This is a genomic window from Thalassospira alkalitolerans, assembly GCF_002115745.1.
Taxonomy (GTDB): domain Bacteria; phylum Pseudomonadota; class Alphaproteobacteria; order Rhodospirillales; family Thalassospiraceae; genus Thalassospira; species Thalassospira alkalitolerans.
Map to the genome: position 1 here is coordinate 13,117 of NZ_JFKB01000009.1, position 23,040 is coordinate 36,156.

Sequence of the window (23,040 nt, forward strand, 5' to 3'; positions counted from 1 at the left end):
AAACCAAAGGGCATTTTCGTGCTGCGCAGCCTTTATGACTGGACCCTGAACCTGGCGGCACACCGCCATGCAGGCATCGCCCTTTTCATTATCGCGTTTATCGAAAGCTCGATCTTTCCGATCCCGCCGGATGTCTTGCTGATCCCGATGATTGTCGCCGCCCCGACAAGGGCATGGCGCTTTGCACTGATTTGCCTTGTTGGATCGGTGCTGGGTGGCATCGCCGGATATGGTATCGGTTACTTCCTGTTTGAAAGCATCGGCCAGCCAGTTTTGCAGCTTTATGGCTACAGCGCGAAATTTGATGCTTTCCGTGACTATTACAATGAATGGGGTGCCTGGGCGGTATTTATCGCCGGTGTTACACCATTCCCATACAAGGTCATTACGATCCTGTCAGGCGTCACCGCCCTTGATCCATCGGTTTTCATGGTGGCATCGGTTCTTGCGCGTGGATTGCGGTTCTTTATCATTGCGGCTCTGATCTGGAAATTTGGTCCGGTTATTCGCGACTTCATCGAAAAACGGCTTGGCCTCGTTTTCACCATATTTGTCGTAGTTCTTGTCGGTGGATTTGTTGCCATCAAACTGATCCCGCACAGTTAATTACGGCGAATAATTATAGCCAATTACGGTAAATCACCGTTAATCGGTGAAACCAAAAAACGATAACGGAACGGCCCGATGATCAAATTGCTTCGCGCACATTACGCCCCGACCCTGCCGCCGGTTGCGATTTTCCTGATTTCTGCCGGAAGTATCGGCTTTGCGTTCTATGCGCAATATGTACAGAAATTGTTGCCCTGTATTTTGTGCCTCTATCAACGCATACCGTTCTATACCGCAGGCGGCTTGGCAATCCTTGCATTGTTGCTTTTGCGCATCCCCGGGGTCGCGCGCGCATTAGTCTATCTATGCGCTGCAAGTTTTGCTGTTGGGACTGCCATTGCCATTTATCATGTCGGGGTTCAGGAGCTCTGGTGGGAAGGCCCTGCAATGTGCGGTGGCCTGACAAGCGGGGCGGCGACAGTTGCCGATTTAAAAGCACAGTTGATGGCACAGCCCATCGTACGCTGCGACAAGATCGAGTGGACCTTGTTTGGCATCACCATGCCGACGGTCAATGTGTTCTTTTCTGCTGCTCTGACCATCCTCTGCCTGATCGCGCCGTCACGTTGGATGAAACGCTAAACATTCCAATCCTTCCGAAAACCCGCCAGACACACGTTTGGCGGGTTTTTTCATATGCCCCCCCCGCACAAGACTGCGTCGATCGCAAAAACCTGTCACACCCAACATCTGATAATGCGAATTGTTCTTGTTTGCATGCAAATATTCGCTATAGTTCCGCGTATCCAGTTGATTTTCGAACATGGATTCCGGGATGCATTTGCGCGCTTCCATTATGGGATCCACTAAAACCCGATAAGGACGACCGCAGGAATGCCGAACATGACATTCCATCCACAAATGAACAGCCAAATCGAGGGCATCACGCTTCTTGACGATCTTCGTTTTCATCGTTGGGATGCCGCAATTTCCGATCTTTGGCATGTCGAATGCGCAGAGCGCGCCGGCGGCACCTATATCTCTCGTGCGCCGCGCCTTGTCGCCATTCTTGACTGCATCGGGGATGCTCGCCTTCAGGTCAGAACCCTTGGCAATAATGCAAGTGCGGCATGCCCCGAACAAGGCTGCCTGTCCTTTATCCCTGCCGGGATGGAAATTTCGTCGGAAATCCACGGAAAATGCCGTTTGCGCCATCTCGACATTCATCTGGATGTCGAACAGATCGAAAAAACGCTGGGCTATGCCATCGACAAGACCATGCTTGAAACGCCGCGCATTGGCTTTTGCGATCCACGTATCAAATCACTGGTTCAACTGATTGCCGATGACGTCGCAATAGGCAGCGCGGGTCCGCAGCTTTATGGCGAAAGCCTTGTCACCGCTTTAATGACAGCCTTGCTTGATGCGCGACCAGAAAACGAACCACCCCGCAAACGCGGTCGCCTTGCCCCGCACCAGTTGCGAAAATCCATTGATTACATCGAAGAAAATTGCAATCGCACCATCCGGCTGGATGAATTGGCCCAACTGACAGGACTGTCACAATCTTATTTCTGCTCGGCCTTTCGCCAGTCAACCGGCATGCCACCAAACCAGTGGCAGATGAAAGCCCGTGTCGACCGGGCAAAAGAAATGCTAAGTGAAAAAGACACTTCGCTTGCCGGAATTGCCGCCAATGTCGGCTTTGCTGATCAGGCCCATCTGACCCGTGTTTTCCGGCGGATCGTTGGTACAACGCCTGGAGCATGGCGCAAAGAACAGATCGCCTGAAATTAAGCCAAAATCCGTTCAATACGACCAAATACAGTTCAATATCGCCCCGTAATTGGCGTGGTATCGGATGTCACACCAAGACGCCCGCATAAAATGCATGCGTGAACGGCGTTGACATGACAACCGACACAGGAATTTTCCGGATATGAATAATGTAACGCAGAAGCGTTTTACATCCTTCCTGCTGGGCTCTGCTGCCATGATCTGCATCGGCCTGCCGATTCAGGCACATGCACAAAGCAGCGACGAGGCAGTTGTCGTTGATCCCATTATGGTCGACGGCGAACACGCAGAAGAAACTCCGACTTCACCGGTTCAGGGATATGTCGCAAAGAAATCTGCGACCGGTTCGAAAACCGACACCCCGATCGAAGAAATTCCGCAGTCTGTTTCCGTCATCGGACGTAAAGAAATGGATGATCGCGGCGTCGATAAAGTCGACGAGGCGTTGCGCTATACCGCTGGTGTTTTCACACAACCCTATGGCTCTGACACCGATACCAACTGGGTTTACATCCGCGGTTTCAACGCCACCCAAACCGGTTCCTATCTGGATGGCCTGCAAAACTATGGCTACGGCTTTGGTGCATTCTTGATGAAGGACTACAACCTTGAACGGATCGAGGTCCTGCGCGGTGCGGCATCGGTCCTTTATGGCGGCACCAATCCCGGTGGCATGATAAACTATGTCAGCAAACGCCCCACCGACGAACCGCTTCACAAGCTTCAGCTAAGCGTAACGGAAACCGGCAAACTGGGAACCGGGGTCGACATCAGCGACCGTCTCAGTGATGTCGCCGCCTATCGTCTGACTGGTCAAATGACCAACGGCGATGAACAGGCTGATGATAACGATGGCTTTCAGGGCTCCATGGCGCCAAGTTTCCTTTGGACCCCAAATGACGACACCAGCCTTACACTCCTAAGCAGCTTTACATTCGTCGATGGAACCCATAACGGTGGCCTGGGCTTCCTTCCCTATGTCGGTACAGTTACCGCTGCTCCCTATGGCAAAATTGATCCAGAAACCAATTTCACTGAACCGGGTCTGGACAAGGATATCAGACGTCAATTCATGGTCGGCTACGAGCTTGAGCACGATATCAGCGACGACCTGACTTTCCGCCAAAACGCCCGCCTCAGCCATATAGACATCCACGAAATCTATTACTATCCGGGCACCTATGTCAGCAGCAGCGATTACAATCTGAAACGCTGGGGCTTTGAACACCGCACCGATGTAACCTCTATCGGGCTGGACAATCAGCTTGAAAAACAGTTCGCAACCGCCGGGCTTGATCACACGGTACTGGGCGGCATCGACTTGAAACGATTTGATATTGACCGCGTCGAATACTCGGGTTCTGGTACCGTAGTCGACCCGCTTAACCCGGCCCATGGGGCATCGCAGGTTGCTCGGACCGCCTATCTCGATCAAACAATTGTGCTTAATCAGGTTGGTTTGTACGCTCAGGATCAAATCCGCTTTGCTGATGGCTGGATCACGACCCTTAATGGCCGTTACGACTATATCACCACAAATGCCGATGACCCCATCTCAACCAACAACAATTACAGCGAAACCGAAGGTGAATGGTCAGGTCGCGCCGGACTTGCCTACACCTTTGACATGGGCCTAACGCCATATGTCAGCGCCGCAAGCTTCTTTAACCCGGTACTTGGGTCAAGCAGCAACGGTGCCTTCCAACCCGAAACCGGGCAGCAATATGAAGCAGGCCTGAAATACGTTCCGCAAAGTTTTGACGGTTTATTTACGGCTGCATTGTTTGACCTGACACGCCAGAACGTCGTTACCGGCTCATATGGTGCAGAAAAACAGCTCGGTGAAGTAAATTCGCAAGGGATCGAACTGGAAGCCAAGGCCAACCTCACCGAGGAACTTCAATTTAGCGCAAGCCTGACAGCGTTTGATCTTGAAATTACCAAAGAAGAAAATCAGGCGCTAATTGGCAAAACGCCGACCATTGTACCGACTGAGCAAGCATCGCTTGGTTTGGATTACACATTCCGCCAAGGCGTGATGGAAGGCTTCCGCATGGGCGGCGGCATGCGTTATCAAGGCTCGTCCTGGGCCGATGAATCCAATCAGAACAAAGTACCCTCGGCAACTGTCTTCGATGCCAGTGTCGGCTATAATGTCGAAGACCAGTGGGGCTTGAACCTGAGTGTCACCAACCTTCTGGACAAAGAATATGTTGCTGGCTGTCAATCTTTGACCGCCTGTGGCTATGCCGAAGGACGGGCAGCGCTTCTGACGCTGAATGTGAACTGGTAAACTCCTGCGCTTCACATAATGCCTGAATACGAAAGCCGATGGAGGGGAAATAAGCCCCCCGTCGGCTTTTTTCGTTGCGCTGTGATAGCCCAAAATCGCCCTAAAAATCGTATTCCAGTTCGGTATCCCAGTACAAAAAATCCCGCCAGCTTTCATGAAGATAGTTTGGTGGAAAGCGGCGACCGGTGGTCTGAAGCTCGTACATGCTGGGCTGGTCTGGCGTCCTGCGCAAGCGAAGTCCCGCTTCATTGATCGATCGACTGCCTTTGAACAGGTTGCAGTCCGAACAGGCCGTGACGATGTTCGACCAGTTCGTACGTCCCCCCTTGGAACGCGGAATGACATGATCGAATGTCAGATCACTTGTCGGCAGGCGATCACCGCAATACTGACAAGAAAACTGATCGCGCAGGAAAACGTTAAACCGTGTGAAAGCCGGGCTGCTTTTAAGCGATACATATTCTTTCAGCGATATGACACTGGGCAATTTCATTTTGAGAGATGGGGAGTGTACTTCGCGGTCATATTCCGAAAGAACATCAACACGTTCCAAAAACACCGCCTTAAGCGTATCCTGCCAGGACCACAAAGACAGCGGGAAATAGCTTAACGGCCGGAAATCGGCGTTAAGGACAAGTGCCGGACACGCATTGGGCGATAAATGCATACCATCCGCTCCACCGTGTTTACCGAGTCGGTCCCACTATTTAGCAGGTTCAAAAATCGCGGGTGATGAACATATCGTGACGATTCATCAAACCTTGCGACCCGGTCGCGTAAATCACTGATAGAACAAAGTATAACCCAATATCCGTAAAGCGCAAATGCCGCTTGCGGCCGAGTCGCCAACAAACAGACAAGACCGGCAAAAATACCTGCGACTCGCCCTGTTCAAAGATGAATAGCGCTAAATAAAAAGGCCGCACATCGGTGATGCGCGACCCTTTTATAGCCCCAGAACAGGGCAATTTCTTGTCTGAAAAACGAAAGGCCCGCGTTTGCGAGCCCTCGTAATTCTGAAATCAAAATCGTGCCTTAGGCAGCTTTTGATTCAACAGCTTTGCTGATCTGGCGTTTGATCTTCACCATCTCTGCCGACAGCTTGGAAGCTGAAGTGCCGAGTACATACGCATCCAGACCACCACGTTTTTCGATGGTGCGGATCGCATTGGTGGTCAGACGCAGACGCACCGAACGACCTAGCGCTTCGCTCAGCAGCGAAGCCGGCTGAAGGTTCGGAAGGAAACGACGTTTGGTGCGGTTGTGGGCGTGGCTCACATTCATGCCGACCAAAACGCCTTTGCCGGATACCGGACAGCGACGTGCCATGACCTGATCTCCTGGTCTATAATTTGCAAATGACGCTTGGCCTGACATGCAGGCCCGCGCTTGGAGCCGGGTTATTACCGTCTCTAGTAGATGCCGTCAAGCCTTCATCCGTGCTTTTGCCCGACAAAGCCCCTGTTTTGCACATTCACTTAATATTGCCATGTGCAAGTATGGCTTTTCCCATCTCAACCGCACAAAATCAAGCGATCTTCCCCATGGCCTGACCATACCCGAGGTTTTGTTTTGATCTTTAAAAACAACGAATCTTGTCGATTCTATCCTAGGCTCGGTATTGCCCCTATATATAAAGCATGGAAGACACACGACAATGCACCGCCCCCACAGATTGATCCTTATCAAAACACCATCGCGCAATCGGTGTTAGGGTGCGTTCATTGATATTTTGCACACGCTTGGGGAGCACAGCACAAAATGAAAACTGATTCCAAAGTATCCTTGCCCCTTTTGGGCATTCTGCTGGTCGCTGTGATTGGCCTTGCTCTGTATCTGGCAGGTTATGTGCTTGCGCATTTCGGAATTCCGGGCGCATCAATCTGGATTTACGTTGCACTGGCACTGGTTCCAGTCTGCTTCCTCGTTCTTCTGGATTTCAGCCGCTAGTTCTGCCCCAGCAAACTGGCAATAAAAAAGCCCTGCCGCAGCGGCGGGTCTTTTCTTTTGGACATCTGTTTTCCAGACCGATAATCGGGGATTTAAAAGCTCCGAGGGGTGTCTTGCCAATGCAAGTCCTGACAGACACCCTCTGCGGGGCGCGCAAAGAAGTAGCCCTGATAGGCATCAACCCCCATCGCGGCCAGTTCATCGCGCTGTTGCGAGGTTTCAACGCCTTCCGCAATCACAACCAGCCCGAAGCGGTGGGCAATCAGGATTGCACCTTCGATCACGGCACGCGCATTCACATCCATATTCAGGACAAAGGATTTGTCGATCTTAACGGCATCCACCCGGATTTCATGCAGACGCGACAATGATGAATACCCCGTCCCGAAATCATCGATATGAATCTCAACACCCAAATCATGCAAATCGGCAAGAACTTCAGAAACGAGTTGAGTTCGGCGAATTTCAAAGATCGATTCTGTCACCTCAATAATCAGCCGGCCGGCAGGAAACCCAGTTTCACGTAACAGATTCTCAACCATACGAGCGAAGCGCGGCACAACGATCTGGCGCACCGATACATTTACCGCAACCTTGGGGCCACCGCCAAAGCCGGACCAGCCCATAACCGTTTTACAGGCTTCGCGCAGAACCCATTCGCCGATATCAACAATCAGGGCCGATTCCTCGGCAATCGGAATGAACTCATCCGGCCCCACCCGGCCAAGATCGGCACTCTCCCAGCGCAGCAGGACCTCATACGCAGAAATATCGCCATTGGCCGCCCTGATGATCGGCTGATACTCAAGAAACAGCTCGTTCGCTGACATCGCCTGACGAAGCGCCTGATTGATGGCAAGGCGCCTTTCCTGTTCGACCAAAAGCGTACTGTCATAGCGATATACACTGCCCCGACCCGATCTTTTAACCTCGGCCGCCGCAAGGTCGGCCCTGTGGATCAGCTCGGCAATTTGCGGATTGTCATCCATCCCAAAGGCAACACCGGTGCTAAAACCGACATGCAATGTCTGACCTACGATATTGATCGGGCGATTAACCGCCTCTCTGGCTTCGGTGATGGCCTGTTCGACCAATTGATGCAAATTGTCACGCCGCCCGGTCAGAATCATGATGAATTCATCCCCGCCCCAGCGACCAACGGCATGATGGTCATCAACATATTGACGCAGGCGCGTCGCAACTTCCTTTAACACCAGATCACCAATCGCGTGACTGAGCCCGTCATTGATCTGTTTGAAATGATCAAGGTCGATGAACAAAACCGCGCAAGCCTGACTTTCATGGTTCCCTTGCGCTTCTTTGAACCAAGCCACAATGCCATCACGGTTAAGCAATCCGGTCAGTGTATCGTGCACCAAAAGATTACGTAGTTCGCGCGTCCGTTTGGCAACGCGCGCCTCAAGTGTGGCATTCCAGTTTTCAGTAATCCGGTTTTTTTCGCGCAAATCATCGACCAGCCCGTCATTTTCATGCTTAAGGGCAAGTGACCGATACAAAATCAAATGATTGTTGCGATGCGTCTCCAACATCACAATCAAAAAAACGAAACCCAATATCACCAGCACATAATGCGGTTCAGGCATAGCAATCAAAGTAAGGATTGCCGGCAATAACAGCACAGCAAGATAGAACCGTCCGACGCGAAAAATAGGGGCCAGAATCCCCGTCGCTCCGCCAGACAACCCGGCCAAAATCATCAAAGTTAGAAATCGGCTTTCGATGCCAAAATTTGGCAAATCAAATAACGATAATAACGCCCAAAAGCTCCCTGCCAAACACACACCGCAGGCATAACCCAAAAGCCATTTCCGAAATTCATGATCATCAAGAGTCGCAGAAAGTCGACGTTTAACCCGATAACGATACCCACCCCATAATCGGATAACCGTTATGGCGACAATTGCAGAAATCCAAATCGTCGTAAAATATGAAAATTCGCCCTGCAGCCACAAAGCCCCGGCAAGACAACTACCTGCTGCCAGATTTACAAGGATGTTGGACCAGTTATTACGATAGGCAAGGTCAAGAAGATCCGCCCGGACCTTCCTTTGCAATTCCGGTACCGCTTCATGCCCGTGGCCGGGATCAAAAAGCAGCCGCTTTACGATATTGGCCATCCTGGCCGTTAACTGCCCCATCCGGTACTTCCGTTACAGCCGTTTTATACGCTTATCCCGTGGGCGTGCATCATTAGCCATTTGGATGGTAAGCAGTCCCGCTCCTTAATTCTAGATAGAATATAGCCTTTCACATAAACCCGAACGCAACGATAGCCATCAGACCAATCGCAATTTATCAACCTGACGATCCAAACTACCGATAAGAAAATCTCGAATACCGGTCCGCTCGACGCCCATTGACCGGCTTAACATCGTTGAATATCGGGGAAAATAGCGCGAAATTTAAATCCCGGTGACCTGATTGCAAATAGCATCAGGCGAAATGCCTTCTTCGCGCATAGAACGCAGGGTCTTGGCCCTGTCACGCTTGGCAAAGCGTTTACCATCGGCGCCCGTTAACAGCCCGTGGTGATGGTATTCCGGCACATCATAGCCAAGGATTTCCTGCAACAGCCGATGCAGGTGGCTGGCAAAGAAAAGATCTTCGCCGCGTGTAATCAGGTTGATAGCCTGTATATGATCGTCATGGGTGACCGACAGATGATAACTGGTCGGCGTTTCCTTGCGCGCCAACACGACGTCACCAAAGATTTCCGGTGTTGCGTGCTGTTTGCCAGCCTTGCGATCATACCAAAACAACGGTCCCGTCGCCTGTTTGATTGCGCGCGTCATATCCAGACGCAAAGCATAGCTTTCCCCCGCAGCAATGCGGTCTTTACGTTCATCAACGGTGCAATGGCGACACGTTCCGGGATAAAGCACACCATCCGGACCATGTGGTGCATTGGCAATCCGTGCGACTTCGGTCTGGATTTCTTTTCGGGTACAAAAACAGGGATATAGCAACCCCATATCCCCCAGCCGATCCAACACCATCTGATAATCATCGAAATGCTGCGACTGAACACGAACCGGCTTTTCCCAGCTTAGGCCCAGCCAAGAAAGGTCTTCATAAATCGCATCAACAAATTCCGGGCGCACACGGGTTTGATCGATATCCTCGATCCGCAAAAGAAAACGGCCTTGTGCCCCGGCCTGTTTTGCACAAAACAAAGCCGATGCGGCATGCCCAAGATGCAAATATCCTGTCGGACTGGGGGCAAAGCGGGTGATGGTTGTCATGTATGCCTCATCACCACCGGCCACCTACCAACGATCGCGATCGCCGGTTACTTTATCTTTTGGCGTATCTGCCGGAACATGACGCAGGGGACGCTTTGACTGACGTGCACCCTGCTCATCAAACAGATCAGACAGTTCGCGGAGCATGGTGCCACCAAGCTCTTCCGGATCATTAATCGTCACGGCACGCTGATAATAGCGCGTCACATCGTGACCGATCCCGATGGCAAGCAATTCGACGGGGGAACGGGTCTGAATCCAGTCGATGACTTCGCGCAAATGACGTTCCAGATAATTTCCGGAATTTACCGACAGGGTCGAGTCATCAACCGGCGCGCCATCGGAAATCACCATCAAGATACGGCGTTGTTCCGAACGGCTCAAAAGGCGTTCATGCGCCCACAGCAGGGCCTCGCCATCGATATTTTCCTTAAGCAAACCTTCGCGCAGCATCAGGCCAAGGTTCTTACGCGCACGGCGCCACGGGGTATCGGCCGCCTTATAGATAATGTGGCGCAGATCGTTCAGGCGGCCCGGTTTTGGCGGCTTGCCATTTTCAACCCATCTTTCACGCGATTGACCGCCTTTCCATTGCCGGGTGGTAAAACCAAGAATTTCGACCTTCACCCCGCAACGTTCCAGCGTGCGCGCCAGAATATCAGCCGACAACGCCGCAATCGTGATCGGCCGCCCGCGCATGGAACCGGAATTATCGATCAACAGGGTCACGACTGTATCGCGGAAATTGGTATCTTGTTCCTGCTTGAACGACAATGAGGTTGACGGTGTTGACACGATACGTGCCAGCTTTGCGGCATCAAGAATGCCTTCTTCCAGATCGAAGTCCCAACCCCGGTTTTGCTGCGCCATCAGGCGGCGCTGTAACCGATTGGCAAGACGCGAAACAACGTTCTGCAAATTCGCCAGTTGCTTATCCAGCATGGCGCGCAAACGCGACAGCTCCAAACCTTCACACAATTCATCAGCGGTGACGATTTCATCAAATTCGCGGGTGAAGGGTTCGTAACCACGTTCAATCGGCTCATTGCGACCATCAAATTCCGGTTGTTCGCCCGGACCAGCAGGCTGTTCTTCCTGCGACATGGCTTCAAGCTGCTGATCGTCGATATCACCTTCACCGGCTTCGGCTTCTTCGGTACCGGCATCTTGTTGCTGATCATCACCATTGGGATCAGAATCATCCGCCTGCCCCTGCTGACCGCCCTGGCTGTCAAGTTCCTCGTCCGGGTCGGTTTCGCCTTCTTTTTCGTCTTCGTCATCGCCTTCTTTTTCAGGCGGGGCGTCGTCGATATCGTCTTCCAGCGACAAATGGTCCAGCAAACGGCGAAGACCACGTGCAAAGGCATCCTGATCGTCAAGCACATCGCGCAGATCAGACAGGTCGGTGCCGGCATTTTCTTCGATATGCGCACGCCACAGATCAATCAAAGGGCGCGCCGAATCCGGGGCCGGTTCGCCGGTAAATATTTCACGCGCCATCATGCCAATGGCATCGGCAAAGGGGGCATCTTCGCGTGCGGTCAGGCGATGAAAGTTTTTAGCACGGCATTCCTGATTGGCATGTTCGTGCAGATTTTTACGCACGCCGGGAAAATAGCGCGATCCGACGGCCTCGCAACGGGCCGTTTCCAGCGCATCATAAACAGCCTGCGCGTCGGCGGTTTCGGGCATCCGCCGCGCATGCAGGGCGATATCATGATGACGCAGTTTCAGGGCCCAGCCATCGGCAATACCGCGCAGATCGGCGACCTCGTCCTTGGGCAGGGCCTGTTTGGGCATTGGCAGACGGACATGTTCACCATAACCACCCGCCCGGCCGCCTTTGACAAAGCCGACTTCAAGATCGTTGCGCCCGGCAAGCGCGCGAAACGTCGCCGCTGTGCCGCGCAAAAATCCGGATAGCGCTTCATCATTTTTCATCGCACTACTCGCTTCTGGAATCAGGTCGCCGATTTTCTTTAACAATGTGACGGTCCTTAACGGACCATCACATTGATGGCTTCCTCTGGCAATTCCTCACCAAAGCACCGCTGATAATATTCAGCCAGGATCGGACGTTCGACCTCGTCGCAACGATTAAGGAACGTCACGCGAAACGCATAAGACATGTCCTCGAAAATCTCGACGTTTTCAGCCAGCGTAATCACAGTACGCGGGCTCATGACGGTTGATATATCGCCCGCAATGAATCCCTGACGTGTCAGGTTGGCCAACGCAACCATTGCTTCGATCTTTTGACGACCTTCCGGAGTATCAAAACTCGGAACCTTGGCGGTTACGATATTGGTTTCATCAGCGACCGACAGATAGTTCAGAGTCGCAACCACGGACCAACGGTCCATTTGCGCCTGATTGATCTGCTGGGTGCCATGATAAAGCCCCGTCGTATCACCAAGACCAACCGTATTCGACGTTGCGAACAGGCGGAAATTCGGATGGGGATGGATGACCTTGTTCTGATCAAGCAGGGTCAGCTTGCCATCAACTTCCAGAACGCGCTGGATCACAAACATCACATCAGGACGACCGGCATCGTATTCGTCAAATACCATCGCGACCGGACGTTTCAGAGCCCAGGGCAGAATACCTTCGCGGAATTCCGTGATCTGTTTGCCATCGCGCAAAACAATGGCGTCCTTACCAATCAGATCGATACGCGAAATGTGGCTATCAAGGTTCACACGAACACACGGCCAGTTCAGGCGTGCCGCAACTTGTTCGATATGGGTTGATTTTCCTGTCCCGTGATACCCTTGGATCATTACCCGGCGGTTATGGGTAAAGCCCGCCAGAATGGCCATTGTGGTATCGCGATCGAACCGATAGGTCGGATCAATATTGGGAACATGTTCGCTTCCCTGGCTGAAAGCCGGGACTTCCATATCGGAATCAATTCCGAACGCTTCGCGCACGGAGATTTTGATGTCGGGTGCATCCAACGGATGTTCGGCAGCTACACCTGTCGTCTCGTAACCTTGGCTCATAAGTACTCGCGCAATTTATCGGACCGGTGACGCGGTCTCGCTTCACAGAAACTGGTTCATTAATAGCGGCTAAGATGCGCGGGACAAAGGGAAGATACGCAAAAAAGCTCTATCGCGGCAAAAGGATCGCTCAGTGAAAGGTTCTAAGCCGCGATTTGCAAGGCAGATTTTTAAAAATCTGCCTTCCGAGGCAAATAATCAAAGCGGCACCCGCTCCTCAAGATCGCGAATATATCGGGTCAACGACGAATACGCGGCGCTGATTTTCTTGAACCTTTCTTCGGCGACCTTGTCCCCGCCATTCGCGTCGGGATGATGTTTCTTGGACAACGCTTTGTATTTTGATTTCAGCTCGTCCTTGGAAAACGGCCAGCCAAGGTCAAGTGTCGCCATAGCTTGCTGTTGTTCGGCAGGCATGCCCATCGCACCGGCGCGACGCTGTGCTTCATCGGCTTTGCGTTTGCGATCACCGGCCGGATCCGCACCGGGTCCGTGATGACTTTGTTCGCCGTCTTCGTTAAAAAATCCGAACCCGTCGTTGAATTTAAAATTAAACGGCTTTTTCGCACCACGTATATGACCAAACTGCCAGGTTGGCCGTTGCCAATGGGTATCGCGGCGGACATCGCTTTCAATGTCTTCAGCTTTCATCCCGGCATAATAGTTCCATGACTTATTGTATTCGCGAACATGGTCCAGACAGAACTTATAGTATTCCCGAAGCTTGCGATCCTTGGGCGCACGAAATTCGCCATGCCCCTCGCATCCCGGCCACTCACATTCAGGCAGGATGGGTTCTTCATGGTAAAGAGTTTTGCGCTTGTTGCGTTGGCCTCGGCTCATCTGCGTCTATATGTTCCAAATGTCGGACTTCGCAATATCATACGAGCCGTTTAAATGCGATAAAAGGCTTGAAAAACTGCCTTTGCGTGCCAGAACAGCGCCAACAGTTCCTTTTTCACAGTCATCAATGTGAAGCAATTAGAAATAAGAGGCCATTGTCATGCAGATAGCCCAACAAATTCAAGACATCCTGACGACGGAATTTACGCCTACGAAACTCGACATTATCGACGATTCGTCAAAACATGCCGGCCATTCCGGTGCCGACCCGCGTGGCGAATCACATTTTTCCGTGTTGATCGTGTCCGACAAATTCGTTGGTGAAAGCCGCGTCAACCGTCAACGGCTGGTTTATGGTGCACTTGATCAGCTTCTAAAAGATCGCGTTCATGCGCTGGCCCTGAAAACCATGACACCCGCCGAATATGCAACAGCAACGGCAACCTAAAATCCAATAGCGTTTATTCCACATCGTGAAATCAACTTAGACGACCGTTTATTTTGGGCGCATAAAAACTACACAAGTTGCATGTGCAGTTTTGGATATGCGACACGGGCGGCGGCCAGACCGACGTCCGATACCAAAAAACGGGAGGACTACGTGATGAAAACGCGCCTTCTCGGGGCGACCGTCGCCCTGTTTGTATCCGGCACAGCCTATGCGCAGGCTCCAGCCCCGGACAATCTTGAAAAACTATCCAATTTCCAGTCCACAGGAACCACCGAATTTACCCGGATCGAGCAGGGTGGTGATTATGCTGCTGGCATTAAAAAGACACTCGAACGGATTTCCCTGCCCGCGGGCTTCAAGATCGGCCTTTATGCCGTTGTCCCCGACGCACGTCACATTGCCGTTGGCCCACAGGGGGTTGTCGTCTTTGTCGGCACGCGCAAGGACAAGGTTTGGTCGGTTACCGACCGCAACAAGGATCGCGTCGCCGACGAGGTCAAGGATTTCGCGCCGTCCCTACGCTTTGCCATTCCAAACGGGCCATGTTTTTCGCCCGACGGGATGCTTTATATTGCGGAACAAAACCGGGTGCTGACATTCCCGGCGGCCGAATTTTTCTATGAAAGCCCGGATGTTGCCGCGTTCAATGTGGTCAAACAGGGCGATCTGATCCCGCCATCAGAAGAAAGCTATAATCACACGGCACGTGTTTGCAAAATCGGCCCGGATGGCAAACTTTATATCTCGTTGGGTCAGCCGTTCAACGTTGCCCCCAAGGACAAACTTGATCTTTATCGGGAACAAGGAATGGGCGGAATCATCCGGATCAACACCGATGGCACCGGACGCGAGGTTTATACCTATGGCGTTCGAAACTCGGTCGGACATGACTTCCATCCGCAAACCGGCGAACTATGGTGGACGGATAATCAGGTCGACGGAATGGGTGATGATATTCCACCCGGTGAAATCAATCACCAGACCGCCGCCGGTCAGCATTTCGGGCATCCATGGTATGGCGGCGGTGATGTTCGCACCAACGAATATGCCGGTGAAGAAGTCCCCTATGACGTGGTGATGCCAGCCGTTGCAACCGTTGCACATGCCGCCGATCTGGGAATGACGTTCTATACGGGCAAGATGTTCCCCGGGAAATACAGCAATGCAATCTTCTCGGCCCAGCATGGGTCTTGGAACCGCACCACACCGGTTGGCGCACGGGTCATGGTGACCTTCATCGATAGTGACGGCAATGCCCGAACCGAACCCTTTGCCGAAGGATGGATCGATGAAAACGACGAATATCTTGGCCGCCCGGTTGATGTTGCCCAACTGCGCGATGGGTCGCTGATTGTATCTGATGATCTTACCGGTGCGCTTTATCGCATCTGGTACGAGGGCAAATAATGCGGATTGTCGTTTTTACCCTTCTCGGCTTTACCCTTCTCGGCGGGCTTTTGCCCGCCGGGGATTCTTTGGCACAGGATGCCAGTACAAACACCAATACCGACGCCGGTCGAAAAGTTGCCGGCATTTGCCGAACCTGTCATGGACTAGATGGGAAATCGCGCATCCCGATTGCGCCCCATATCGGCGGTGAACCGATAGAATACATCAAGTCACAGCTACATGCCTTTCGCGACGGTCGACGGGTGCATGAAATGATGACCGTCGTGGCAAGCAGTTTAACCGACCAACAGATTTCTGATGTTGCAGCCTGGTATAATCATTTCGAAATCACCGCGGTACTTCCTACCGGAAAAACCGAAGACGATGCGCCTGAACTTTGCATTGCCTGTCATGGCACAACCGGCCTTTCCGAAATACCGGATGCCCCCAATCTTGCGGGCGAAACCAATATTTATATCGAAACACAACTCAAGGCATTTCAAACCGGCAAACGACATCACGACATCATGACACCGATTGCATCGGAACTAACCGAGTCTGAAATGCATGCGGCATCGGACTGGTATAGTGCAATCAGCATCAAGATTTCCGACCCAACGCCATCAAAGTAACCCCCCTCCTAGTCAGGACCTAAGGTCCTGACCCTAACTATCAGGGCGAAGGGCTGCGGAAACATCAAGCCCGACGGTCATCGCCGCAATGACCTTGCCATTTTCCGGATCAACAACAGGTACTGTAACTTGCGACAAAAACGCCCGGGTTGATCCATCGAAATAGATATCGGCGATTTGGATCTGATCAGGGTCCTGATCCAGAACGACCTTGAACTTCGGTTCATCTGACTGATCAAAATCAGACGTCAACCGACTCATACCAACAATCGCGCCGCTTGCCTTGAAAACAAAAATCTCGGCCATGTTATCGGCATGGATATCATGAAAGGTCGCAAGAACCGTCGAAAGCGGGTTTTGCAAAGTCTCGGTTGCCTTGGCGCTGGTCGCACCGCGTAAACTGTGATCACGCCATTCCTGATCAAGTTCCGCCACGGCACCTGAACGCATTTCCGGCTTGGCCAATTCGGCCTTTACCTTGGCAAGCAGTTCCGGATCACGTGCCATTTCACGGATTACCGGCAATTGCTGGCGCAGGATCAATTCGCGTTCCCAATCTTCAAGGCGCATCGGCAGCGTTTCACAATTGCGCAATGCATCATTCAGCCCGGCAATCAGGTTGGGATTGCGCTGGGTATATTCGCGCCCGAAATAGACAACAAGCGGGGCATAACGTTCAAATGTCAGGTTAAACTGACTTGCGTCATAGCCCATATCATCACGGGCGGCTTCAAAGGTTTGTTTATCAACCAGCGCATATTCAACCCGCCCAATCAGGACCTGCGAGATCAGCGAATTGATCGACGGTACCTTTGCAATATCCTGATAATCCTGTTCGGCTAGCCATTCAGCTTCGTTAGACCCCAGTATCCCTGCAACCGATACAAGGCTTTCCGGTGTTGGGCTCTTGGCGGCGCTATGCTTCTGATCAACCCCGGAAACCCATACCCATTTTTCCAGCGCAAGCGGTAAAGACGGATCGGCATATTCATCCATTAACGGACTGATGCGGGCAAGAAAGAAGCCATCCGCCTGGCCATTACGCACCATTTCACGGTTACGCTGACGCGGCGCAATTGCTATTCCGTAACTGACGCCGATCCGGTCAAATGCGCAGTTTAAAACCGTGATCGAATAACCCTGAAGAATACCATCCTGAAGCTGCTGATAGGGGGGCTGCAGATTGGTTTGAAGGATCATAAACGGTTCTTCATCAAGTGCGGTCTGGGTCTGCGCATCGAACGAAGGAAAGATGATTGCACCATAATACGCAATCAGGAACAGCAACGTACTGCGCATGCAGGCATACACAGATCGCCTGTAAGAAATCCGACCTTGTGCATATTCTTGGCGCTTCATTCAACACCTGACATTTCAACGAACTGTTGCGGTAATCAATATTAGGCGCGACTTTCCCTGATACAAGATAATACCAATATGCGTGATTTCCGAGAACCGGCAAAGATCAGGGTATTAGGGGTCATCCAGATGACGGGTCGCCAGTATACATATCCGGGGCGATCCGCTTGACCGCGGCGCCATCACTGCGCCAGCCATGGCAACTATTGACCAACGGGGAACGCCGTTTTCTGGACGGGCCGGACGTCGCACCATCTTGTTCGGCCTGTTTTCGCCGTTCTTCAGCCTCACGCACGCGGATCGGAAAGATTGTCTGAAACGCCGTTGTTGCCACCGGCCCCATCAGTTCGGTCAGATGGGTACAGCCGTAAATACCACCGACCTTTTCGCGGATTTGCTGTTTTAAACCCGGTCCGATCTTAAGCCCGACCAGATTTTCATAGTTCGGCGCGATCTCGTCACAAGCACTGAACGGCGCGTGGTCGGTTACGGCTTCGGCGGCATGGATAACCATGTCGTCCCTCACCGTGATTCGCAGCCACATTTCATGGATCGGCACACCAGGTGGAATTTCGCCGCGATCATTGTTTTCGAACCCATATGTCTTGGTATCGGTAATATGGCCTTCGATATCCCAAAGACCGTCCTTTCGACGATACCCGGTACAGGTAATCTTGCGGGTATGGATATGATCACGTTCGGCGGGACTGGATAGGGGCATGGCGTTCTCTCCTTTACGTAAACGTAAAGACATTCACCGCTACGTTGTCAACTGTCTAAAATACGAAACGGCAAGCGCAAAAATCCTGCGCCTGCCGCCAGAACCAAGGCATTTCAATAAAATACGATTTAAGCAACGCCGTAATCAGACCCGAAAATAAACTTTTCGCGTTCACGCAAGTCTTCTTCAAGCTGCGCCTTAACGACATTGAACAGATCGCGGATCGACACCATGCCAACAACCTTGTCCCCATCGACCACCGGAAGATGCCGATAGCGACGCTCACTCATCAGCTCAAGCGCATACATTGCCGTATCGTTTGGACCAAGTGTATCGGGATTTGACGTCATGACCTGCTTTAAGGATGTTTCCCTAGCATTCAGGCCCATTGCGACAACACGGTTCACAAGGTCCCGTTCCGTAAAAATGCCTGCCAGACTGGCATCATCATCTGCAATGATAACGGCACCGATCCTGCGTTCCGTCATCATATTGACGGCGTCCATAACCGAGTCTGCGGGATTTAGGGTTGCGATCAATTGCTCTTTGACCACCCCAGGTACGATTTTCGTATCCATATTTTCTCTCTGCGGGTTGCTGTTGCCACGTGCCCTGCCCCGATCAGATTGCCTGACAATGCGCATCAAATACGCTTGGGGCCCTTATTTGCAAGTGGCCCTGCAATCATATGGATCAAGACCTTGATTGATCATTTTAACCGATAAGTAGATTTAATAGAATAACTTTACGCCACAAACGCAAAACGGGCAGCATGGTTTCCCACACTGCCCGCCGGTTTTTGTCCCGCAATCGTTAATTCATTAATTCATTTCATCGGTTCAATTCATCGGTCGCGACTTCGCTGACTTCACGTAACTTGATACGGGTGACCTGATTACGAATACGCCGCAGAACTTCAAATTCCAGTCCATGGAAACGGAACTGTTGCCCAACATCGGGAATACGGCGGGTTTCATAAAGCAAAAGCCCGGCAACGGTGGCAGCTTCTTCATCTGGCAAGCGCCATCCAAAACGACGATTAAGATCGCGGATGGTCACATCCCCGCGCACAATCACCGAACCGTCCGTTTGCGGCTGCACGCCGACAACTTCAACATCAGTTTCATCGGCGATATCACCAACGATTTCTTCAAGGATGTCTTCAAGCGAGACAACGCCTTCGAACGCGCCATATTCATCAATCACGATGGCAAAATGTTCGTGTCGTTCCTTGAATGCCTTTAACTGATCGGCAAGTGTGGTGCTGTCGGGGATAAACCAAGGTACGGCACTCAGCGCGCGGACGTCTTCTGCTGTTTCGGGTTTTGATCCACGTACAATAGCTTTCAGCGCCTCGCGGGCATGCAGCACACCAACGATATTATCCGGATCCTTGTCATAGATCGGGATGCGGGTATGCGGACTGGCCAGCACGGTATCAAGGATTTCTTCTATCGGGCGGGTAATATCAATCATCTGCACCTTGCGCCGGTGCACCATGATTTCCCAGACACCAACATCTTCAAGGTCGAGAACCCCGTGCAACATGGTGCGTTCAGCATGATGATCACCAACCACAACATCATCGGCATGAAGTTCAATTGCCCCACGCAATTCCCGTTCACTGTCGGTTCCCGGTCCCTCGCCACTGCCAAACAGACGCAATGTTGCGCGAACAACCACCTGAATCGTCTGGGTAACAGGGCCAAACACCACGACCAGAATGCTCATCGGGCGCGCAACACGAAGCGCCATACTGTCGGCATGTTGCAGGGCATAAGTCTTGGGAAGGATTTCGGAAAACACCAGGACAAGAACCGTCATCCCGGCGGTGGCATAAACCACACCACGTTCGCCAAACAATTCGATCATCACCGATGTCGCAAGTGCAGATGCCAGAATATTGACCATATTGTTGCCAAGCAAAATGGCCCCAAGCAGGCGTTCCTGATACTGACGAAGTCGGTTAACGATCCCCGCTCTTTGATCTCCATCCTGTTCCTTGTGATGCATGACCGGCTTTGATGCCGCGGTCAACGCGGTCTCCGAGCCAGAAAAGAAAGCCGACAACATCAGCAGGATAAAAATCACGACAATCGTGATTGTCATTCAGGTCCGTCTCCAAAGGGTGTTTGCGCAAACAGAACGTCACTTTGTCCTGTTGCGGCGTATCAGGTCAATCTTCCATCGGGCATATCATCGGTTTCACCATCGCATTGATCGTGAAATCAAACCCACCAACAGCATACTACGCCCGGCATGACCGGGTAATGGCGGCGCGCATTTTATCAACATCCATCGCCTTGGATGTAAAGGCCTTGCCAATGCCGCGCGTCATGACAAAGGTGATTTCGCCGTCGCGAACCTTTTTGTCACGTGACATATGCCCGATCAACCGATCAATATCCCAATGCATTCCCGGAACTTCGGATGCAACCACCGGCAAACCAACCGATTTAAGGTGGTTGACGATCCGGTCCTTCTCGCCACCCGGGGCCATCCCCATCGCGCCACAAACGTCATGGGCAATCACCATGCCCATGGCAACGGCTTCACCATGCAAAAGCTTTGCACCATAACCGGTTTCAGCTTCAAGTGCGTGACCAAACGTATGGCCAAGATTAAGCAACGCACGCTTGCCCGATTCACGCTCATCCTGTGACACGATCCGTGCTTTGGCGGCACAGCTTCGCATCACGGCCGCGCGGCGTTCCGGGCCGTCATTGTTCAAAATGGCTTCGGCATTTTTTTCCAGCCAGTCAAAGAATTCCGGATCATCAATCAGGCCATATTTAACAACTTCGGCATAACCCGCCTGCATTTCACGACGCGGCAGGGTATCAAGAACCGCCGTATCGGCCAAAACAAGGCGTGGCTGATGAAATGCGCCGACAAGGTTCTTGCCCGATTTGGAATTAATCCCGGTTTTACCCCCGACCGAACTGTCGACCTGCGACAAAAGTGTCGTTGGTATCTGAACGAAATCAAGCCCGCGCAAAAGCGATGCCGCCACATATCCCGCCAAATCGCCCACCACGCCACCGCCCAATGCGATGATCAGAGTTGATCGTTCGATACCCATCGCCAGAATTTGTTCGATGACATCTTCGAATACGGCAAAGCTTTTGGATTTCTCGCCCGCCGGAACAATCACCTGCCGATGTGCAATCCCGGCACTATCAAGTGATGCCAGAACCGTCGGCAAATGTTTGCCGGCGACCGTCGCATCACTGATCACAATGACGCCGGCCTTTCTGACAAACGGTGCGATATGGCTTGCAGTATTCGCCAACAGGTTGCTTCCAACCAGAATGTCATAGCTGCGTGGACCAAGTTCGACACGAAGGATGTCGTGATTGGTCGGGCTTGAAAGGGCTTGATTGGTCACGCGATTATGTTCCCGTCTTCATCAAATGAACGCGCCAACAGGGTCAGCACCCCGTCGCACGTTTCCTCCTTGGAGGATTCGTCACAATCAAAAATAATGTCCGCCCCGGTATAGACCGGATAGCGCGCCTTGATCAGATCGCCAAGAATCTGACGCGGATCACCATTGTTTAACAACGGGCGATGTGTCCGCCCGCTGGTCCGTTGCAGCAGCAATTCCAGATCGGCACGCAGCCAGATCGAAATCGACTTTTCCAGAATAAGGGCACGGGTCTTTTCACGAATAAACGCGCCACCACCGGTCGCAAGCACAAGTGGCTCGCCATCCAGCAAACGTGCAATCACACGTTCCTCACCATCGCGGAATGCTTCTTCGCCATACAGCTTGAAGATATCAGCGACCGAACATCCAGCGGCTTCTTCGATCTCACGATCGGCATCAACAAAATCCAGATTAAGCGCCTTGGCGACCATACGACCGATGCAGCTTTTGCCAGCCCCCATCAGTCCGATAAATACCAGTGGCCGGCCTTTCAAACGCGTCCGGATACTTGCAAGCACGTCATCGTGCAAACCCGACTCGGCAATGTTGCTCTCCATGATCGGTTTGCAGTCCTGTCTTAAATCCAATTATCACACATTTTATCCATTTCTTTAGGCCAGCTGTGGGCTGAACGCAAGTAAACCGCGCCCTGTCAGGTCAATTTCCTTCGTTTGAAGGACCTGCCACGCAATATCAAGTATGCACTCCACCTAGGGTCAGGACCCATTAATTTGATTGGAATGGCAGATGTTATATTTGCGAAATCCAAGGAAAAGCCCGCTGATCGGGTCGGCATCCCGAACAAGGGATTTGACGCCGGAGTTCGCAAATATAACACCTGTCCTGTGGATCAATCGGATTTGCACGGGCTACTTTGTCGCAATACCTTGAAAGATAAATATCTTCCTGCGGTTTTGCTTCGCGTATCCGCACAAATCTGATTGACCATTTCAAACAAATTAAGGGGTCCTGCCCCTAGTAACGTTATTGATCTTTTGGCAATTTTGTTAACCCTCTATGAGGACCCGACGCCTAAACTGCCTTGATATCGCCGGATTGGGATGTCAGGGACATAGTTCGGGGAACGAGACAAGTTGACAATCGGGGGCTTAATCCATGGTTTTGCACAATTGCATGTCGGCTCTGTCTTGCATCTCGTACCGGGCGCCGCATACTGATCCACGCGCATCACGAATCAACGCACTGAAGTCTGGATAACCATGAAGATTCTATCACGTCTTATTTTACTGCTTGTCATTGCTGTCATCGCCGGTGGCGCCACATTCCTTGTCACCTGGGACATTCCGGCACCGACAAGCCAGATCGAAGAAACCATTCCAAATTCGAGGTTCAACTAA

Annotated in this window: 22 protein-coding genes; 9 read left to right on the forward strand and 13 right to left on the reverse strand. The window is 52.0% G+C overall.

Annotated elements, in window-relative coordinates; translation table 11 throughout:
- Positions 1–18: 18 nt before the first annotated feature.
- The 4 genes from TALK_RS13535 to TALK_RS13555 all read left to right on the forward strand — a co-directional run bounded on the left by TALK_RS13535 (position 19) and on the right by TALK_RS13555 (position 4,639).
- A complete protein-coding gene (locus TALK_RS13535; RefSeq protein WP_085619674.1) occupies positions 19–606 on the forward strand; it encodes a YqaA family protein in 588 nt (195 codons plus the stop codon).
- Between the two features lie 78 nt (positions 607–684).
- Complete coding sequence (locus TALK_RS13540) at positions 685–1,191, forward strand: disulfide bond formation protein B (RefSeq protein WP_085619675.1); 507 nt, start codon at positions 685–687, stop codon at positions 1,189–1,191.
- A 261-nt stretch (positions 1,192–1,452) separates the two neighbouring features.
- Entirely contained in the window at positions 1,453–2,340 is an 888-nt protein-coding gene (locus TALK_RS13550; RefSeq protein WP_085619677.1) for an AraC family transcriptional regulator, read from the forward strand.
- Between the two features lie 148 nt (positions 2,341–2,488).
- Positions 2,489–4,639 (forward strand): TonB-dependent siderophore receptor, encoded by a 2,151-nt coding sequence (locus tag TALK_RS13555; protein WP_085619678.1) that lies wholly within the window; start codon positions 2,489–2,491, stop codon positions 4,637–4,639.
- A 100-nt stretch (positions 4,640–4,739) separates the two neighbouring features.
- Here TALK_RS13555 and TALK_RS13560 read toward each other — a convergent pair whose 3' ends face one another.
- Together TALK_RS13560 and rpmB are read right to left on the reverse strand one after the other, a co-directional pair.
- Positions 4,740–5,306 (reverse strand): HNH endonuclease, encoded by a 567-nt coding sequence (locus TALK_RS13560; RefSeq protein WP_085619679.1) that lies wholly within the window; start codon positions 5,304–5,306, stop codon positions 4,740–4,742.
- A 368-nt stretch (positions 5,307–5,674) separates the two neighbouring features.
- Positions 5,675–5,968 carry a 50S ribosomal protein L28 gene (rpmB, locus tag TALK_RS13570; RefSeq protein WP_085619681.1) on the reverse strand — a complete coding sequence of 98 codons (294 nt, stop codon included), beginning with the start codon at positions 5,966–5,968 and terminating at the stop codon, positions 5,675–5,677.
- Between the two features lie 432 nt (positions 5,969–6,400).
- Here rpmB and TALK_RS13575 point away from each other — a divergent pair, with 432 nt between their 5' ends.
- A complete protein-coding gene (locus TALK_RS13575) occupies positions 6,401–6,589 on the forward strand; it encodes a hypothetical protein (protein ID WP_085619682.1) in 189 nt (62 codons plus the stop codon).
- A 92-nt stretch (positions 6,590–6,681) separates the two neighbouring features.
- Here TALK_RS13575 and TALK_RS13580 read toward each other — a convergent pair whose 3' ends face one another.
- From TALK_RS13580 to TALK_RS13600, 5 genes are all read right to left on the reverse strand, one after another.
- Complete coding sequence (locus tag TALK_RS13580) at positions 6,682–8,748, reverse strand: putative bifunctional diguanylate cyclase/phosphodiesterase (RefSeq protein ID WP_085619683.1); 2,067 nt, start codon at positions 8,746–8,748, stop codon at positions 6,682–6,684.
- A 264-nt stretch (positions 8,749–9,012) separates the two neighbouring features.
- Complete coding sequence (gluQRS, locus tag TALK_RS13585; RefSeq protein ID WP_085619868.1) at positions 9,013–9,852, reverse strand: tRNA glutamyl-Q(34) synthetase GluQRS; 840 nt, start codon at positions 9,850–9,852, stop codon at positions 9,013–9,015.
- 24 nt (positions 9,853–9,876) lie between these two features.
- Positions 9,877–11,793: a cobaltochelatase subunit CobT gene (cobT, locus tag TALK_RS13590; RefSeq protein WP_085619684.1), complete on the reverse strand. Its 1,917-nt coding sequence runs from the start codon at positions 11,791–11,793 to the stop codon at positions 9,877–9,879.
- A 56-nt stretch (positions 11,794–11,849) separates the two neighbouring features.
- A complete protein-coding gene (gene cobS, locus TALK_RS13595; RefSeq protein ID WP_085619685.1) occupies positions 11,850–12,857 on the reverse strand; it encodes a cobaltochelatase subunit CobS in 1,008 nt (335 codons plus the stop codon).
- Between the two features lie 198 nt (positions 12,858–13,055).
- Entirely contained in the window at positions 13,056–13,700 is a 645-nt protein-coding gene (locus TALK_RS13600; protein WP_085619686.1) for a DnaJ domain-containing protein, read from the reverse strand.
- A gap of 160 nt (positions 13,701–13,860) precedes the next feature.
- Here TALK_RS13600 and TALK_RS13605 point away from each other — a divergent pair, with 160 nt between their 5' ends.
- From TALK_RS13605 to TALK_RS13615, 3 genes are all read left to right on the forward strand, one after another.
- Positions 13,861–14,148, forward strand: a complete 288-nt coding sequence (locus TALK_RS13605; protein WP_085619687.1) for a BolA family protein — start codon at positions 13,861–13,863, stop codon at positions 14,146–14,148.
- Positions 14,149–14,304: 156 nt separating this feature from the next.
- A complete protein-coding gene (locus TALK_RS13610; protein WP_085619688.1) occupies positions 14,305–15,558 on the forward strand; it encodes a PQQ-dependent sugar dehydrogenase in 1,254 nt (417 codons plus the stop codon).
- On the forward strand, positions 15,558–16,172 hold the full coding sequence (locus TALK_RS13615) for a c-type cytochrome (protein WP_085619689.1): 615 nt from the start codon (positions 15,558–15,560) through the stop codon (positions 16,170–16,172). The genes TALK_RS13610 and TALK_RS13615 overlap by 1 nt, the downstream gene beginning before the upstream one ends.
- Positions 16,173–16,205: 33 nt before the next feature.
- On the opposite strand, the gene TALK_RS13620 is transcribed toward TALK_RS13615, so the two are convergent.
- From TALK_RS13620 to TALK_RS13645, 6 genes are all read right to left on the reverse strand, one after another.
- Positions 16,206–17,471 carry a type 2 periplasmic-binding domain-containing protein gene (locus tag TALK_RS13620; protein WP_245829901.1) on the reverse strand — a complete coding sequence of 422 codons (1,266 nt, stop codon included), beginning with the start codon at positions 17,469–17,471 and terminating at the stop codon, positions 16,206–16,208.
- Between the two features lie 181 nt (positions 17,472–17,652).
- Positions 17,653–18,252, reverse strand: coding sequence for a DUF2889 domain-containing protein (locus TALK_RS13625; protein WP_085619691.1), 600 nt, complete (start codon positions 18,250–18,252; stop codon positions 17,653–17,655).
- Positions 18,253–18,380: 128 nt separating this feature from the next.
- Entirely contained in the window at positions 18,381–18,830 is a 450-nt protein-coding gene (locus tag TALK_RS13630) for a CBS domain-containing protein (RefSeq protein WP_085619692.1), read from the reverse strand.
- A gap of 253 nt (positions 18,831–19,083) precedes the next feature.
- Positions 19,084–20,361: an HlyC/CorC family transporter gene (locus tag TALK_RS13635; protein ID WP_085619693.1), complete on the reverse strand. Its 1,278-nt coding sequence runs from the start codon at positions 20,359–20,361 to the stop codon at positions 19,084–19,086.
- Positions 20,362–20,500: 139 nt separating this feature from the next.
- Complete coding sequence (gene aroB / locus TALK_RS13640) at positions 20,501–21,640, reverse strand: 3-dehydroquinate synthase (RefSeq protein ID WP_085619694.1); 1,140 nt, start codon at positions 21,638–21,640, stop codon at positions 20,501–20,503.
- Positions 21,637–22,239 carry a shikimate kinase gene (locus tag TALK_RS13645; protein WP_085619695.1) on the reverse strand — a complete coding sequence of 201 codons (603 nt, stop codon included), beginning with the start codon at positions 22,237–22,239 and terminating at the stop codon, positions 21,637–21,639. The genes aroB and TALK_RS13645 overlap by 4 nt, the downstream gene beginning before the upstream one ends.
- Before the next feature lie 663 nt (positions 22,240–22,902).
- Between TALK_RS13645 and TALK_RS22130 the strand changes: the two genes are divergently transcribed.
- Positions 22,903–23,040 carry a hypothetical protein gene (locus tag TALK_RS22130; protein WP_169715039.1) on the forward strand — a complete coding sequence of 46 codons (138 nt, stop codon included), beginning with the start codon at positions 22,903–22,905 and terminating at the stop codon, positions 23,038–23,040.